Source organism: Arenibaculum sp. (genome assembly GCF_035998295.1).
Taxonomy (GTDB): domain Bacteria; phylum Pseudomonadota; class Alphaproteobacteria; order Azospirillales; family Azospirillaceae; genus DASYHS01.
In genome coordinates, this window is sequence record NZ_DASYHS010000046.1 from 1 (window position 1) to 15,638 (window position 15,638).

The window sequence follows — 15,638 nt, forward strand, 5'->3', positions numbered from 1 at the left end:
ACGGAGGTCGGGGCCATCGACGCCGCGCTGTCCGGCAGCGAGGAGATGGAGACCTACCGCGCCTCGCTGGAGCAGGGGCATCTCGACGAGCTGCGGGCCGCGTTCCGGCCCTTCGCGCCGCCGGCGGTCGACCTGGATACGGTGATCGTGGGGGTGGTCGGCGCGGCCAACGCCCTGTCGAACGCGGCGGCGGCCGGGCAGATGTCCCGGGACGACGCCGTCGGCGCCCTGACGCGCATCTTCATCGGCGCCCTGTCCGGCTGAGCATCGTCCAAATTAGTGGACGATCGGTCCGCGGATTGCCGGCTACTCGGCCGTCGTCTCCTTGCGCATCCTTTGGCCCGGCCGCCCGGTGCGGCAGGACAAGGGAGACTGTCATGACTGCTGTTTCGGTAATCGGCCTCGGGGCCATGGGCTCCGCGCTCGCGTCGACGTTCCTCGACCGCGGCCACGCTGTCACGGTCTGGAACCGGACGCCGGTCAAGGCGGACCCGCTCGTCGCCCGGGGAGCCGTCCGCGCGCCCGCGGTCGCGGACGCGGTCGCGGCGGGCGGCCTCGTCGTCGTCTGCGTCCTCGACTACGCCGCCGCGGGCGCCGTGCTCGACGAGGCGGCAGGCGCGCTCGACGGCAGGGCGGTGGTGAACCTCACCAACGGCACTCCGGCGCAGGCGCGGGCACTGGCCCGCCGGATGGCGGACCGCGGCGCGCGCTACGTCGACGGCGGCATCATGGCGGTCCCGCCGATGATCGGCTCGCCGGAGGCGCTGCTGCTCCTGAGCGGCGACGGCGACGCCTTCGAGGCCCATCGCGGCGCCCTCTCGGGCCTCGGCGGCCTGACATGGCTGGGCGCCGACTCCGGGCACGCCTGCCTGTACGACCTCGCGCTGCTCGCCGGGATGTACGGCCTGTTCGCGGGCTTCCTCCAGGCCACGGCGATGGTCGGTTCGGAGAGGGTCGCCGCGTCCGACTTCCTGGCGCTGCTGGCGCCCTGGATCGAGGCGATGGCCGGGCTGCTGCCGGACCTCGCCCGGCAGGTCGACGACCGCGACTACGCCGCCGACGGCGGGTCGAACCTCGCGATGCAGGCGGTGGGGGTCGAGAACATCCTGCAGGCCGCCCGGGACCAGGGGGTCGGCACCGAGCTGCTGGAGCCCATGCTCTCGCTGATGCGCCGGCGGGTCGCCGACGGCTTCGGCGGCGACGACGTGCCCGGCCTCATCGAGCTGATCCGCTTCTGAGCTCCGGGCCGGCCCCGGCTACGGCCCCGGTTACGGCTGCGGCTTCACGAGGCGGTTCCGCAGGACGCCGATGCGCTCGACCTCCAGTTCGATCACGTCGCCGGGGTTCAGGAACCGTCCCAGCTCCAGGCCGCAGCCGGTTCCGACCGTGCCGGAGCCGATAACTTCGCCCGCGTGCAGCGTCTCCGAGCGGGAAATGAAGGCGAGGATGTCGTCGAACCCGTGATGCATGCTGCGCGAGTTGCCGCCGCCCCACCGCTCGCCGTTGACCCGCGCGACCATGTCGAGTGCGGGCGAGTCGCCGATCTCGTCGCGGGTCACGATCCAGGGGCCGAGCACGTTGCCGGTGTCGAAGTCCTTGCCCTTGGCGGGGCCGAGCTGGCCGGCCATCTCCGCGAGCTGCGCGTCGCGCGCGGTGAAGTCGTTGAAGATCGTGTAGCCGAAGACGTGCTCGAAGGCGCGCTCCTTCGGGATGTCCACGCCCGTGCGGCCGATCACGCAGGCGAGCTCCAGCTCGAAGTCCATCAGGTTCGAATAGGATGGCCAGCGTATCTCCGCATCTGGGCCCACGACGCTGAAGCGGTTGGACTTGTAGTAGATGGGCTGGCGGTACCACACGTCCGGCACCTCGGCGCGCCGCCCCGTCATCGCCTCCATGCGCTCGAAGCAGTTCTTCAGATGCTCCTCGAACACCAGGCAGTCGCGCATCTGCCTCGGTTCCGGCAACGGCGCCAGCAGGCGCACCGACGCGAGCGGCGCCGAGGCCGGCTCGGGGGCGGCGGCATCGAGGCTCCGGGCGAGGTCCAGCGCCTTCTCGCCGCCGTCGATCAGCGCCAGCATGTCGGCCAGATGCGGCGACGGGCGGCCATGGACCAGCTCGTGGGCGTGCTGGAGGTCGAGGAGCGAGCTGGCGGCGGGATCGACGCGGCCGATGCGCCGGACGCCGCGTGCGTCCTCGTAGGTGGCGAGCTTCATGGGGTCAGTCCTCCAGGATGGCGACGGCGCGCGTCCAGCCGGCGGAGGCGCCTTTGACCTTGCAGGGAAAGCAGGAGACGGTGAAGCCGGTGGCCGGGAGCTGTTCGAGGTTGTGCAGCTTCTCGATGTGGCAGTAGCCGATCTCGCGCCCGGCCTTGTGCCCCTCCCAGATCAGCGAGGCGTCGCGGGTGCTGGCGTAGCGCCTGGCCGTGTGGACGAACGGGGCGTCCCAGCTCCAGGCATCGGTGCCGGTCACGCGCACGCCGCGCGAGGTGAGGTACAACGTCGCCTCGCGCCCCATGCCGCAGCCGGTGGACACGTAGTCGTCGTGTCCGTAGCGGCTCCCGGCCCGGGTGTTGACGACCACGATCTCGAGTGGGCGGAGTTCGTGGCCGATGCGCGACAGCTCGCGCTCCACGTCCTCGGCGGTGACGACGTACCCGTCGTCGAAGTGGCGGAAGTCCAGCTTCACCCCTGGCTGGAAGCACCAGTCCAGGGGGACCTCGTCGATCGTGATCGCCTTCTTGCCGCCGTCCATGGTGGACGCGAAGTGCCAGGGCGCATCGAGATGCGTCCCGTTATGCGTGCTGAGCTGCACCAGCTCGATGGCCCAGCCCTCGCCGGCGGGCAGGTCCTCGGGCTTCAGCCCGGGGAAGAACCCGCAGACCTGCTCCGCCGTCTGGCGGTGGTCGAGATAGGTGATGCCGGGCTCCAGTCCGGGCGGGTCCGCCTTGACGTGGTTCTCGAGCGGTACCGACAGGTCGATCAGTCTCCTGGCCATCGCTCCTCCTCCGCCGGCCTCCGCCCGACGGCGCGGACCGGACATTCTTATCGACGTGGCTCAATAATATCGTTATTTTTGCTTCTGTCGATGTTCGGTTGGAACGTCTGTGGCCGGAGGCTCGCGAGCCCATGACGGAACGGCATTCCTGGAATGAAGGGGCAGGGGCCACTCTGACGGGGTCGGACCTCGCCGTGCGGCAGCTGCAGGTGGACATCATCGCCGGCGTGCTGCCTCCCGACGCCAAGCTGAAGCTGCGGGAGCTGACCGAACGGTACGGAATCGGCGCCAGCCCCATGCGGGAGGCGCTGGCGCGCCTCAGCGCGCTCGGGCTCGTGCGCTTCCGCGGGCAGCAGGGGTTCCGGGTGGCGCCGGTCAGCCGCGCGGACCTCCTGGACATCACCCGGTCGCGCCAGATCGTCGAGCCCGAGGTGCTCAAGCTCGCCATCGCGGCCGGCGGGGAGGACTGGGAGGCCGAGATCGTCAAGGCGTTCCACCTGTTCAAGCGGGGGCTGGAGCAGGGCCTGCCGACGGGGCGCGAGGCTCTCGACACCTTCGAGGCGCGCCACCACGACCTGCACCGCGCCCTCGTGGCCGCCTGTCCCCTGGAGACGCTCCGGGATTTCTGCGACGACCTGTACCTGCGCAAGGAGCGCTACCGGCGCCTCCTGTTCCGGTACGACTTCACCGCCGAGGAGGTGATCGCCGAGCACGCGGCCCTCGTGCACGTCGTGCTCTCGCGCGATGCCGCCGCCGCGGCTTCGGTCCTGGCGAGGCATATCGGCCTGACGGCCGACATCTTGCTGAACGTCCTGCCGGAGCCCCATGCCGGCCGGTCCCTCGCGGGACGCGGTTTGCGCCGAGCCATTGCGAATGGGCGCCGCTAGAAGCGCCCCAACACCAGGAGGGCCGCTGAAAGCGCCCCGACATCAGGAGGAAACACGATGCGCCTGAGAACGACCCTGCTTGCCTGCGCGCTCGCCGCGGGAACGGCGCTTTCGGCCGGCAGCGCGCCGGCGGAGGACCTGCGGGTCACGGTCACCGCGGGCCACCCGCCGGTCTTCCTGTGGGTCAAGGAACTCCAGGACTACTTCATACCCGAGGTGGACCGCCGTCTCGCCGCCGGCGGCGAGCACTCGATCGAGTGGACGCAGGCCTATGGCGGCACGGTCGCGAAGATCGGCGGAGAGCTGGACGCGATCCGCGACGGCATCTCGGACATGGGCATCGTCGGGACCATCTTCCAGGCGTCCGACCTGCCGCTCCAGAACGTCAGCTATTTCGCGCCCTTCGGGACCAGCGACCTCAAGCAGGTGACCCGCATCATCGCCGAACTCCAGGAAACCATTCCCGCGATGGGGGAGGCGTGGACCGACAACGATCAGGTCTATCTCGCGGGGGCCGCGCTGGACACCTACCACCTCTTCACCAACTTCCCGGTGACGAGCGTGGACGACCTTGCCGGCAAGCGCATCATGGCGCCCGGCCCTTCGGCCAACTGGATCAACGGCACCGGCGCGGTGGCGGTCGCCTCGGCCCTGCCCGAATACTACAACAACATCCAGACCGGGGTCGCCGACGGGGTGGTCACATTCGCCACGGGGGCGTGGCCGATCAAGCTGTGGGAGGTCGCCCCCCACATCACCCCGGTCGACTTCGGCGCCATGTACGCGGTGGCGCTCACCGTGAACCGCGACGTGTGGGAGGGCTTCCCGGAGGAGGTCCGCACCGTGATGCGCGAGGTGGCGCAGGAATACGCCGACCGGGTCGCGACGGAGCAGGCCCGGCGCGCCGACGACTTCCTGCGGCGCATGGTGTCCGAACACGGCGCCACGCTCCATGAGTTCCCGGCCGCCGAGCGGGCGAAATGGGCCGAGAAGATCGTCAACCCGGCCCAGGCGTGGGTCGAGAGCCTGGAGGCGAAGGGCCTGCCGGCCCTCGAGGTGCTGGAAGGCTATCTGCGCGCCCAGGAAAGGGCCGGCACGACCCTGGTCCGCGACTGGGCCGCGGATCTCCGGAAGTGAGCGGCACGGCGACGGGGGCGGAGTCCGCCCCCTCCCTGCCCAGGCGGGCCTTCCACCTGTTCTCGGACGCGCTCGGCGCCCTCGGGACGATCTGGATCTTCGCCCTCGTGCTGCTCGTCTGCGCCGACGTGTTCGGGCGGTCGCTGCTGGGCGCGCCGGTACGCGGGGTCGCGGAGATCGTGTCCATGTCGATCGTCGGGATCGTCTTCCTCCAGCTCGCGGGCGCGTCGAAGGCCGGACGGCTGACCCGCTCGGCCGCGGTCCTGCAGCGCTTGCTGCTGCGCCGCCCCCGGATCGGCCTGTCCATGGAGGTCGCCTTCCAGCTCTGCGGCGCCGCGTTGTTCCTGGTCCTGTTCGAGGCGAGCCTGCCCTATTTCGCCCGGGCGTGGGAGCGGGGCGAGTATGTCGGCGCGCTCGGCGACTTCACGGCGCCGACCTGGCCCGTCCGCCTGCTGATCCTGGTGGGCAGCGTCGCGGCGGCCCTGCAGTTCCTGCTGGCGGCCGCCGATGCGATTCGCCGCCTGCTCCGGGTGCGGCGATGAGCGGGTTCGAGATCGGCCTGGCGTCGCTCGCCCTGATGCTGGTGCTGATCTGGTTCGGCATGCATATCGGCGTCGTGCTGACAGGCCTGAGCTTCCTGGGCGTGTGGCTGCTGCGCGGCGACTTCGACGTGGCCCGGCGGATGCTGGCGATCTCGGCCTACGAGAGCATCAACGGATACTTCTTCGGCGTCGTGCCCCTGTTCGTGCTGATGGGGCTGATGGTCGGCGCCGCCGACATGGGCCGGGACTGCTACCGGGTGGCCGAGCAGGTGTTCCGGCGCGTGCGCGGCGGCCTCGGCATCGCGACGGTGGCCGCCAACACGGCGTTCTCCGCCGTGACCGGCATCTCGATCGCCTCGGCCGCGGTGTTCACGAAGATCGCCGTGCCCGAGATGCTGCGGCTCGGCTACACGCCGAGGTTCTCGGTCGGGGTCGTCGCCGGCAGCTCGGTCCTCGGGATGCTGATCCCGCCGTCGCTGCTGCTGATCCTCTATGCCTTCCTGGCCGAGCAGTCCATCGGGGACATGTTCCTGGCCGGCGTGGTGCCGGGCCTGATCATGGCGGGGGCCATGGCGCTGGGCATCCTCCTGGTCGCCTACCGTTGGCCGGCTGCGGTCGGAGGCGCGCGGGCGCGGTCGGGAGGGGAGCCGTCGATGGCCGTCTCCGCCATGGCGGCGGCCCTCCTTCCGATGGTGTCGCTGATCCTGGCCGTGCTCGGCGGCATCTACGGCGGGCTGTTCACTCCGACCGAGGCCGGGGCGGTCGGGGCGCTGGGGGCCACCCTCATCGCGGCGGCGCGGCGCAAACTGACATGGCCGGTGTTCTGGGGGGTCCTGAAGGAGACCGGTCACGTGACCGTGTCGATCTGCTTCCTGCTGATCGCGGCGAGCATCTACACGCGCATGCTCGCGATGGCCGGCATACCGCAATGGGTCGCGGGCGGCCTGACCGGGCTCGGCCTGGGCTATTTCGGCTTCCTCGCGGTCTACGTCGTCGTGCTCGTGGTCATGGGCATGTTCCTCGACGCGACCTCGATCATGCTGATCACGATCCCGCTCGTCCTGCCGATCGCGCAGGCGCTGGGCATGGACCTCGTGTGGTTCGGCATTGTCACCGTGATCGCCGTGGAGATCGGGCTGCTCACCCCGCCGCTGGGCCTGTCGGTCTTCGTGGTGAAGAGCACGCTCGACGACGACCGCATCGCGCTCGCCGACGTGTTCGCCGGCGCCGCACCCTTCGTCCTCGTCATGCTCGCGGTGCTGGCGCTGCTGGCAGCCTTCCCGGCGCTCGTCCTGTAGGCCCGGCGGGGCGTCAGGCGCGCCGGTCCCGGACCCTGGCCCTGTGGGCCGCCACCTTGGCGCGGTTGCCGCACAGCGCCATGCTGCACCAGCGCCGCGCGTGCGACTTCGTCCTGTCCAGGAACATGAGCGTGCAGTCCGGGCCCTCGCAGGTCCGGATCAGCCGGAAATCGGCATGGGCCACCAGGTCGCCGATCGCCTCGGCGAGGGGATGCAGCAGCTGCCGGGGTGCGGTCCACCGCCGCACCCGCCGCAGCCGCAGGCCGGACGGCGGCTCGAACGGCGGCTCGTCCGCCGCCTCCACCCTCAGATGGCTGTCGGCGTCCGCGAGCAGGCCGTTGAGGACGTCGAGTTCCGCGGCGGCGTCCGCGGTCAGCCCGCTCCCGGCGTGCCGCCGCACGAACGCCCGCAGCCACTCGCGCAGGTCGCGGGCCTGCCCGGCTGCCGCGTCGAGCGCCGTCCGCCCGTCCGGCGCGTCGAGGAACGTCGCCGCCACGCCGTCCTCGACGAGGCCCGCCCGCGCCAGCCAGTCCGCAAGGCCCGGGCCGTCGGCCAGCCATTCGGTCCGGCCGTCGGGCTGCCCGGCGACGCTGTTGAGGAAATCCATGGCCGGGTGATCGCCGAGGAAGAGCGGATCGGGACGGGTGGGAGGGGCGGTGGTCATCCGGTGTCCTGCATGGCTGTAACCTCGATTATAACCGTTGACAGGTTACAAATCCACTGTAACCGTAATAACGCCAATTTAACGGTTACAAGGGAGTCGCATCATGGTCCGCTACCGCACCGTCGTCGTCGACCGTCATCGCGTGTTCTACCGGGAGGCCGGCGACCGTTGGCACCCGAGCATCCTGCTGCTGCACGGGTTTCCCAGTTCCTCCCACATGTTCCGGGAACTGATCCCGCGCCTGGCCGACCGCTTCCATGTCGTCGCGCCTGACATGCCGGGCTTCGGCCAGTCGGACGCGCCCGACCGGGCGCGGTTCGCCTATACCTTCGACACCCTCGCGAGGACGATGGAAGGCTTCGTCGACGCGGTCGGGCTGGAGCGCTTCGCGGTCTACGTCTTCGACTACGGCGCGCCGGTCGGCTTGCGCATGGCGATGTGGCGTCCGGAGCGCGTGACGGCGCTGGTCTCGCAGAACGGCAACGCCTACGAGGAAGGCCTGAGCGACGGCTGGGAGGCGCTGCGCAGCTACTGGCGGGACCCGAGCCCGGCGAACCGGGCCGCGATCCGCGCCGTGCTGACGCCCGAGGCCACGAAGTGGCAATACGTCCACGGCGTGCCGGACGAGACGATGGTCGCACCGGAATCCTACACCCTGGATACGGCACTCCTGGCCCGCCCCGGCAACGACGAGATCCAGCTCGACCTGTTCCTGGACTACGCGAGCAACGTGGCGCTCTACCCGAGCTTCCAGGAGTATTTCCGCACCCGGCAGCCGCCGCTGCTGGCGGTGTGGGGCCGGAACGACCCGTATTTTCTGCCGGCCGGGGCTGACGCTTTCAAGCGAGACAATCCACGCGCGGAGGTGCACCTTCTCGATACCGGCCATTTCGCGCTGGAAACCCATGTCGAGGAGATCGCGGCGGCCATCCGCGGCTTTCTCGCCAGGACCGTCCCCGCCGACCAGTGAGATGCTCGCGTGACCGAGATAGCAACACCCGCCCGGGAGAGGACGGAGAGCCAGACCGCTCTCCTGGTCCTGCTGGCGCTGAGCCTGTGCCACCTCCTGAACGACATGATCCAGTCGCTGCTGCCGGCGATCTACCCGGTCCTTCAGGTGAACTACAGCCTGACCTTCACCCAGATCGGCCTGCTGCACTTCACGTTCCAGGTGACGGCGTCCATCCTCCAGCCTGCGGTCGGCATCGTCACCGACCGCAAGCCGCGCTTCCGTCTCCTGACGATCGGCATGGGATGCAGCCTCGTCGGCCTGCTCCTGCTCGCCTCCGCCCAGCACTACGCGTTCCTGTTCTTCGCGGTCGCCTTCGTCGGCCTGGGCTCCTCGATCTTCCATCCGGACTCCTCCCGCCTCGCGCGCGCCGCGTCCGGCGGGCGGTACGGCCTGGCCCAGTCGGTCTTCCAGGTCGGCGGCAACGCGGGATCGGCGCTCGGGCCCCTGCTCGCGGCCTATGTCGTCCTGCCGCTCGGGCAGCCGAGCGTCGTCTGGTTCTCGGCGGCGGCCCTGCTCGGCATGCTCGTGCTCTGGCATGTCGGGTCCTGGGCGAAGCGGCGGCATCTCGCCGCCCGTTCGCGCCCGCGCGAGGCGGCGGCCGCCTCGCCCTATCCGCGCCGGACGGTGCTGTTCACGATCTTCATCCTCGCGATGCTGATCTTCTCGAAATACGTGTATCTGACCAGCCTGACCAGCTACTACACCTTCTACCTCATCGAGACTTTCGGCGTGTCGATCCAGCAGTCCCAGCTCCTGCTGTTCGTGTTCCTGGGGGCCGTCGCCGTCGGCACGATCCTGGGCGGGCCGATCGGCGACCGCATCGGGCGGAAGGCCGTGATCTGGGTCTCGATCCTCGGCGTCCTGCCGTTCACCCTGGCGCTGCCGCACGCGGACCTGTTCTGGACCGCGATCCTCTCGGCGGTGATCGGGGTGATCCTGGCCTCGGCGTTCTCCGCGATCGTCGTCTACGCGCAGGAACTGGTCCCCGGCCGGGTCGGGCTGATCTCCGGCCTGTTCTTCGGCTTCGCCTTCGGCATGGGCGGCCTCGGCGCCGCCGTCCTGGGCGTGATCGCCGACGCGCGGGGGATCGGGTTCGTCTATCGCGTCTGCGCCTTCCTCCCCCTGATCGGCCTGCTGACCGTCTTCCTGCCGAAGGAGGTCCGGCACCGCCGGGCCGCCTGACGTCGGGACAGATTCGGGTGACCGGGAACCGCTCCCCGGTCGCGATCTGCTTAACGTTCCTGGTGTTTTCGCAACTATCGTTCCCGTAATGCCTCCGGCACCCTTGACAGGCGGTGCCGCGATCGGTGTTAATTATCTAACTGTTTGGTTAGTTAAGGGGGCGATCGTGATCAGGCAAGCAGGTTTCGTTCTCGCCATGTCGGCCGCCATTCTGGCCGCCGGCACGGCCTCGGCCCAGGACTGGAAGCCCCAGAAGCCCGTGACCGTCGTCGTGCCGTGGCCGGCCGGCGGCTCGACCGATACGGTCACGCGCGTCGTCGCCGGCGAGCTTTCGAAGGCGATCGGCCAGAACTTCGTCATCCTCAACCAGCCCGGCGCATCGGGGTCGGTGGGCACGCGTTCCGTGTGGGAGGCGCCGCACGACGGCACGATGATGGCCGCCGGCGCGGCGGCCGACCTGGGTGCCTATCCGGTGTTCGGCACCCTCGACGTTCCGCTGGAGAAGTGGCGGCTGTACCTGCACGTCGCCAATCCCGGCCTGATCTCCGTGCGCGCCGACAGCGAGTGGGAGGATTTCGGCGACCTCCTGGAGGCCCTGAAGACCTCGTCCGAGCCGATCACCGTGTCGTCCGGCGGGCTGTCGTCGGCGACCGCCATCAGCATGCAGGCCCTGGACAAGGCGGCGGACCTCAACTACCGCCCGATCGTCTACGAAGGCGGCAATCCCGCGGTGATCTCCACCGTTTCCGGCGAGACCCAGTTCACGGCGCAGACCGCGACCGAGCAGGTCGACATGATCCGGGCGGGACGGCTCCGTCCGCTCGCCGTGGTCGCCGACCAGCCGCTCGAACTCGAAGGCTACGGCACGGTTCCGCCGGTGACCGACTGGCTGCCCGAGGTGGCGACCGCACCCAACTTCTTCGGCATCTTCATCCCGGCCGACGCGCCCAAGGAGGTGCTCGACACCATGGACCGGGTCTGGGCGGAAGACATCGCCAACTCCCAGGCCCTGAAGACCTATGCTGCCGAACGCGGCGCGCTCTTCCGCCCGACCTATGGCGACGAGGCGCGCAAGGCGGCGCTGCCGTATCTCGGCATCAACGCCTGGCAGCAGTTCGATAGCGGCGCGGCTCCGAACGACCCGAGCCAGTTCGGCATTCCCCGGCCGGAGTAGGGCCCGGCGCCGACGGCCCGGCATTCCCAGGAGGCTGCCGGGCCGCCGCTCCTGTCCGACCCGGCCGTGCGGCGCCGGTCTTCGAGCGCCGCCCGTCTCAAACCGATCCCTTCCGGTCTTCTCGCGCGCGGCACGCCCCCATGGACGGTCTCTCTCAATTCCTCGGTGCGATCGCCGCCATCGGCCTGTCCGGACAGATCGTGGTCGTGCTGTGGGCCACGTTGCTGGGGATCGTGGTCGGCATGATCCCCGGCCTCACGGCGACGCTGGGCGTCGCCCTGGTGACGACCCTGACGTTCACGATGGAGCCGGGAACGGCGATCCTCGTCCTGGTCTGCGTCTATATCGGCGCCATCTACGGGGGCGGCCGCACGGCGATCCTGCTCAACATCCCGGGCACGCCGGCCAACGCCGCCTCGGCGCTCGACGGCTTCCCGCTCGCCAAGGCGGGCCGTGCCGGCGAGGCGATGGCCATCGCGACCACCGGGTCCTTCCTCGGTTCGGTCGTGGGGATGGTCGGCCTCGCCCTGGTCGCGCCCTGGCTCGCCGAATTCGCCCTCGACTTCAGCTCGTTCGAGTTCTTCTGGCTCGCCGTGTTCGGCATCGTGCTGTGCGGGCAGTTGACGGCCCTCGACGATGCCCTCAAGGGCTGGATCGCCGGGTTCGCCGGCCTGCTGATCGCCATGGTCGGCCAGGAAAGCGTCCATGCCTACGGCCGCTTCTCGTATGGCATTCCGGACCTGGAGGCGGGGCTGGGCCTGCTTCCCGTCCTGGTCGGCGCGTTCGGTTGCGCGGAAGTCTTCTCTGTGATGCGCCAGGAGGCGACGCGGCTGGTGCATGGCGAGGTGCACGGCGTGATGGCGGCCGCCGCGTCGTCGCTGCGCCATGCGCGGACCTGGCTGCGTTCCGGCGTCATCGGCACCTTCATGGGCGTGGTTCCGGGCGTCGGCGAGGACATGGGGGCCTGGGTCTCCTACGCCGCCGCGCGCCGCGCGTCCAAGCGGCGCGACCTGTTCGGGAACGGCTCCACCGAGGGGCTGCTGGCTGCCGAGACCGGCAACAACGCCGCCGTGCCGGGAGCCCTGATCCCCGTCCTGACGCTCGCGATACCGGGCTCGGCGCCGGCGGCCGTCCTCCTGGCCGCCATGGTGATCCACGGGCTGCGGCCCGGCCCGCTGATCATGATCCAGCAGCCGGACTTCTTCTATTCGGTCGTGGCGATGGTGTTCTGGGCCAGCGTCGCGATGCTGGTGATGGGCCTCGCCTTGACGCGTCCGCTCCTGCTCGTGCTGCGCATCCGGCGCGAATGGCTGATGGGGATGATCTTCGTGCTGTGCGCGGTCGGCTCCTTCGCGATTGCCGGACGCCTGTTCGACGTTTGGGTGATGATCGGCTTCGGCCTTCTCGGCTTCCTGATGCGCGAGACGGGGTTCCCGATCGCGCCGATGATCCTGGGCGTCGTCCTCGGCCCCATCCTCGACAACAACCTGAGGCGCAGCCTCGCGCTGACGCAGGGCGACCTCCTGCCCTTCGTGACGCGCCCGATCAGCGCCGTGATCGCGATCCTGGTCCTGCTGATGATCCTCCTCAGCCTGCCTGCCGTGCGCCGCCGGATCGCGGGCCGCCGGGAAGACGACCTGCCGGAGAGGGGGGAGCGCCATGGCTGACGTCCGCCGCCGGGTGCTGATCTGCGGCTACGGTGCGTTCGGCGCCCTGCATGCGGCCGCCTGGCGGCAGGTGGGCGGCGACGTCGCGCTCATGGTCGCCGACCCGGGGGAGGAAGCCCGGGCCCGGGCGCGGGCGGACGGAATCGCCGAGGCCGACATCGGGGCCGAGCCCGCCGCCCTGATGGAACGCGCGGACCTGGTCGACATCGTCGCCCCGCCGGCCCTCCATCTGCCGCTGGCGCTGCAGGCGCTGGACCGCGGCAAGCCGGTCCTCGTCGAGAAGCCCGCCGTCCGCACGCCGGAAGAGGCCGATACGCTGGTCGGCAAGGTCGCCGCCACCGGGCTCGCGGCGCAGGTCGGGCTGGTCCTCAGGTGCCACCCGCTGACCGGGCGCGCCCGCGCCCTGCTGGCGGAGCGGGCGATCGGGAACCTTCTCGCCTTCGACGGCGACTTCTCGGGCTGGAAGCGCATGCGGGCCGATGCGTCCATCCTGGAGAACGACGGCGTCCATTTCCTCGACCTGATGCGCTTCCTCGCAGGCGCGCCGCCGGTGGCCGTCGACGCGCGGGCTGCTTCCCGGCTCGCCGGCGCCGTCGCGGACGACGTCCGCATCGAGGTGGCCTTCGGCAACGGGACCTCCGGTCACCTGCGGCTCGGCATCCTGGCGGGCGGGGAGACGGAGGACCCGTTCGTGCCCGGCGCCCTCACGACCAAGCGGCTCCGGCTCATCGGCGACAAGGGCAACCTCATCCTCGACTTCAACCGCAACCGGCTCTTCCACGGCGAGGTCGACTACGCGCCCGCTCCCGGCGGCTGGACGGTCTCGCCCGGCGCGATGCGCTGGGAACAGGTGCCGGGCGCCACGCCGTCGGCGCTCCTGGCGCGCAGCTTCCGGGTGTTCCTCGACGCGGCGGCGGGGCGGGGGGAACCGCTCTGCCCGGTCCGCGAGGGGGCGTGGGAATTGGCCCGGGTCCTCGCGGGCATCGAGCGCGCCCTCGCGCGTCCGGTCCCGGCCCCGATCGCAATCGGCGAAGGTTTCCCATGACGAGACGCACCATCAACCGCACCGACACGATCGCCGGCCTCCTGGTCGCGTCGCTGGGCATCGCGGCGTTCGTCGAGTCGCTGCGGATGCCCCGCTTCGAGGCGCGCGGCGTAGATCCCTACACGGTGCCCGGTCTCACGCCCGGCATCCTGAGCGCGGTCGTCGCCGTCCTGGGCGTGGCCCTCCTCCTGCGCGCCCTGCTCGGCCGCGAGGGCGGAGCGGGCGCCAAGCCGACCATCACCGTCTGGAACAGGGCGAGCGCGATGCGGACGGTGTTCACCGTCGTCCTGGTCCTCGTGTACGGGCTGGTGCTCTTTGGCAGGCTCCCCTTCGTTCCCGCCACCGCGATCTTCGTCTTCGCCTTCACGGTCGGGGCGGAGGCGATCAATCCGGAAAGGCGGCTCTCCATCCCCGCCGTCCTGGCGGGCGGTCTCGTTCTGGCGCTGGCGAGCGCGTACGCCATCCAGTTCATCTTCACCGACATCTTCCTCGTGCGCCTGCCGGGCTGAGCGCATGAAGGGCCATGACATCGAATTCCGGGAGTGAGGCGATGACCGTGCCGAAGCTGGAGGTCCACGACGGTCGGATCGGCATCTCGAACGCGTTCGCGCGCATGCCGTTCCGGTTCGGCGTCGTCACCATGGAGGCGGCGGCGAGCGCGACGCTCCGGCTCGACGTGTCCGTCGACGGCAGGCCGGTGAGCGGCTACGCGTCGGACCTGCTGGCCTACAAATGGTTCGACAAGAGGCCGGAGAAGACGCCGGCGGACAACGTGACCGACCTGCTGTGGGTGGTCGGGCAGGCGCTGGAGGTCGCGCGCTCCCTGCCGGCCGGCTCGCTGTTCGACCACTGGCGCCGGCTCGACGCGGAGGTGGACCGCCGGTCGGTGGCGGCGGGCTTCAACCGGCTCGGCGCGTCCTTCGGCGTGTCCATGGTCGAGCGCGCGATGATCGATGCCCTGGGCCGGGCGCTCGGCAGGCCGTTCTTCGACCTCGTCCGCGGCGGCGCGCTCGGGCTCGAGCCGGAATCCCTGTTTCCGGAACTGTCGGGCATTCCGCTCGCCGACGTGCTTCCCGAACGGCCCCTGGAGCGCGTCGGCCTGCGCCACACCGTCGGCCTCGTCGACCCGATCGACGCGGACGACCTGCCGCCGGCGGAAAGGTGCTGCGACGGCCTGCCCGAGACGCTCGCCGAGTACATGGAGCAGGACGGCCTGCGCTACCTGAAGATCAAGGTGGGCGGCGACGCGGCCGCCGATCTCGACCGGCTGGAGCGGATCGCGGCGCTGCTTTCGGCCATGGGCCGCGAGGTTTCGATTACGCTCGACGGCAACGAGCAGTACAAGAGGATCGATGACTTCGCGGCTCTCGTCGATGCGATCCGGTCGCGCGGGGCCCTGCAGGCGTTCTACCGGTCGATCCTGTTCGTCGAGCAGCCGCTCGAGCGGTCGGTCGCCCTCGCGGCACCCCTCGACGCCACGGCGATGTCCGTGATCGGCAAGCCGCTGCTGATCGACGAGGCGGACGGCTGGACCAGCGCCTACCGGGAGGCGATCGGGCTCGGCTACCGCGGGGTCAGCCACAAGAACTGCAAGGGCGTCGTCCGCTCCCTCCTGAACGCCATGCTCGCCTTCGAAAGGAACCGCGCGACCGCGTCGCCGGGATCGTATTTCCAGTCGGCCGAGGACCTGACCTGCCTTCCGGTGGTGTCGCTCCAGGCCGATCTCGCGGTGGTCGCGGCACTCGGCATCCCGCATGTCGAGCGCAACGGCCACCACTATTTCCACGGCCTCGACCATCTGCCCCGCGGCGAGGCCGAGGCGGCGCTCCGCGCGCATCCGGACCTCTATCGGCGGGAAGGGGACGGCGTCGTCGTCGCTATCGACGACGGCGCCCTGGACATCCGGTCGCTCCGGACGCCAGGCATGGGCTTCGCCTGCCTTCCCGACCTGGACGCGCGCACGGCGGCGGCGGACTGGTCGTTCGACAGCCTGAACGAAATCGATGCCGGCCGGCCGGCACACGGGAGATGAACGG

At 70.4% G+C, this 15,638-nt stretch carries 16 protein-coding genes; 13 read left to right on the forward strand and 3 right to left on the reverse strand.

What is annotated here, in order from left to right:
- Positions 1 to 264 (forward strand): hypothetical protein (locus VGO20_RS04600; protein ID WP_327501118.1); only part of this gene is annotated, 264 nt, incomplete at its 5' end.
- A 113-nt stretch (positions 265 to 377) separates the two neighbouring features.
- Positions 378 to 1,238, forward strand: coding sequence for an NAD(P)-dependent oxidoreductase (locus VGO20_RS04605; RefSeq protein ID WP_327501119.1), 861 nt, complete (start codon positions 378 to 380; stop codon positions 1,236 to 1,238).
- Positions 1,239 to 1,268: 30 nt separating this feature from the next.
- Here the strand turns inward: VGO20_RS04605 and VGO20_RS04610 are convergent, their stop codons facing one another.
- Positions 1,269 to 2,213, reverse strand: a complete 945-nt coding sequence (locus VGO20_RS04610; protein WP_327501120.1) for a fumarylacetoacetate hydrolase family protein — start codon at positions 2,211 to 2,213, stop codon at positions 1,269 to 1,271.
- 4 nt (positions 2,214 to 2,217) lie between these two features.
- Positions 2,218 to 2,994 carry a cyclase family protein gene (locus tag VGO20_RS04615; RefSeq protein ID WP_327501121.1) on the reverse strand — a complete coding sequence of 259 codons (777 nt, stop codon included), beginning with the start codon at positions 2,992 to 2,994 and terminating at the stop codon, positions 2,218 to 2,220.
- A gap of 194 nt (positions 2,995 to 3,188) precedes the next feature.
- Here VGO20_RS04615 and VGO20_RS04620 point away from each other — a divergent pair, with 194 nt between their 5' ends.
- The 4 genes from VGO20_RS04620 to VGO20_RS04635 are packed head-to-tail and all read left to right on the forward strand — an operon-like array spanning position 3,189 to position 6,858.
- Positions 3,189 to 3,881: an FCD domain-containing protein gene (locus tag VGO20_RS04620; RefSeq protein WP_327501122.1), complete on the forward strand. Its 693-nt coding sequence runs from the start codon at positions 3,189 to 3,191 to the stop codon at positions 3,879 to 3,881.
- A 57-nt stretch (positions 3,882 to 3,938) separates the two neighbouring features.
- A complete protein-coding gene (locus VGO20_RS04625) occupies positions 3,939 to 5,018 on the forward strand; it encodes a C4-dicarboxylate TRAP transporter substrate-binding protein (protein WP_327501123.1) in 1,080 nt (359 codons plus the stop codon).
- Entirely contained in the window at positions 5,015 to 5,560 is a 546-nt protein-coding gene (locus VGO20_RS04630; protein WP_327501124.1) for a TRAP transporter small permease subunit, read from the forward strand. Before VGO20_RS04625 ends, VGO20_RS04630 begins: the two co-directional genes overlap by 4 nt.
- Entirely contained in the window at positions 5,557 to 6,858 is a 1,302-nt protein-coding gene (locus VGO20_RS04635; RefSeq protein WP_327501125.1) for a TRAP transporter large permease, read from the forward strand. The genes VGO20_RS04630 and VGO20_RS04635 overlap by 4 nt, the downstream gene beginning before the upstream one ends.
- Positions 6,859 to 6,871: 13 nt before the next feature.
- Here VGO20_RS04635 and VGO20_RS04640 read toward each other — a convergent pair whose 3' ends face one another.
- Entirely contained in the window at positions 6,872 to 7,522 is a 651-nt protein-coding gene (locus VGO20_RS04640; protein ID WP_327501126.1) for a CGNR zinc finger domain-containing protein, read from the reverse strand.
- 103 nt (positions 7,523 to 7,625) lie between these two features.
- Between VGO20_RS04640 and VGO20_RS04645 the strand changes: the two genes are divergently transcribed.
- The 7 genes from VGO20_RS04645 (at position 7,626) to VGO20_RS04675 (ending at position 15,634) form a co-directional block, all read left to right on the forward strand.
- The gene (locus VGO20_RS04645) at positions 7,626 to 8,492 is read left to right on the forward strand and encodes an alpha/beta fold hydrolase (RefSeq protein ID WP_327501127.1); all 867 of its coding nucleotides are present in this window, start codon (positions 7,626 to 7,628) and stop codon (positions 8,490 to 8,492) included.
- Between the two features lie 9 nt (positions 8,493 to 8,501).
- On the forward strand, positions 8,502 to 9,716 hold the full coding sequence (locus tag VGO20_RS04650) for an MFS transporter (RefSeq protein WP_327501128.1): 1,215 nt from the start codon (positions 8,502 to 8,504) through the stop codon (positions 9,714 to 9,716).
- Positions 9,717 to 9,882: 166 nt separating this feature from the next.
- On the forward strand, positions 9,883 to 10,890 hold the full coding sequence (locus VGO20_RS04655; RefSeq protein WP_327501129.1) for a Bug family tripartite tricarboxylate transporter substrate binding protein: 1,008 nt from the start codon (positions 9,883 to 9,885) through the stop codon (positions 10,888 to 10,890).
- A 140-nt stretch (positions 10,891 to 11,030) separates the two neighbouring features.
- Positions 11,031 to 12,557: a tripartite tricarboxylate transporter permease gene (locus VGO20_RS04660; protein WP_327501130.1), complete on the forward strand. Its 1,527-nt coding sequence runs from the start codon at positions 11,031 to 11,033 to the stop codon at positions 12,555 to 12,557.
- A complete protein-coding gene (locus VGO20_RS04665) occupies positions 12,550 to 13,602 on the forward strand; it encodes a Gfo/Idh/MocA family protein (RefSeq protein ID WP_327501131.1) in 1,053 nt (350 codons plus the stop codon). Before VGO20_RS04660 ends, VGO20_RS04665 begins: the two co-directional genes overlap by 8 nt.
- Positions 13,599 to 14,111 carry a tripartite tricarboxylate transporter TctB family protein gene (locus VGO20_RS04670; protein ID WP_327501132.1) on the forward strand — a complete coding sequence of 171 codons (513 nt, stop codon included), beginning with the start codon at positions 13,599 to 13,601 and terminating at the stop codon, positions 14,109 to 14,111. Before VGO20_RS04665 ends, VGO20_RS04670 begins: the two co-directional genes overlap by 4 nt.
- A 41-nt stretch (positions 14,112 to 14,152) precedes the next feature.
- Positions 14,153 to 15,634: an enolase C-terminal domain-like protein gene (locus VGO20_RS04675; protein ID WP_327501133.1), complete on the forward strand. Its 1,482-nt coding sequence runs from the start codon at positions 14,153 to 14,155 to the stop codon at positions 15,632 to 15,634.
- Positions 15,635 to 15,638 lie beyond the last annotated feature (4 nt).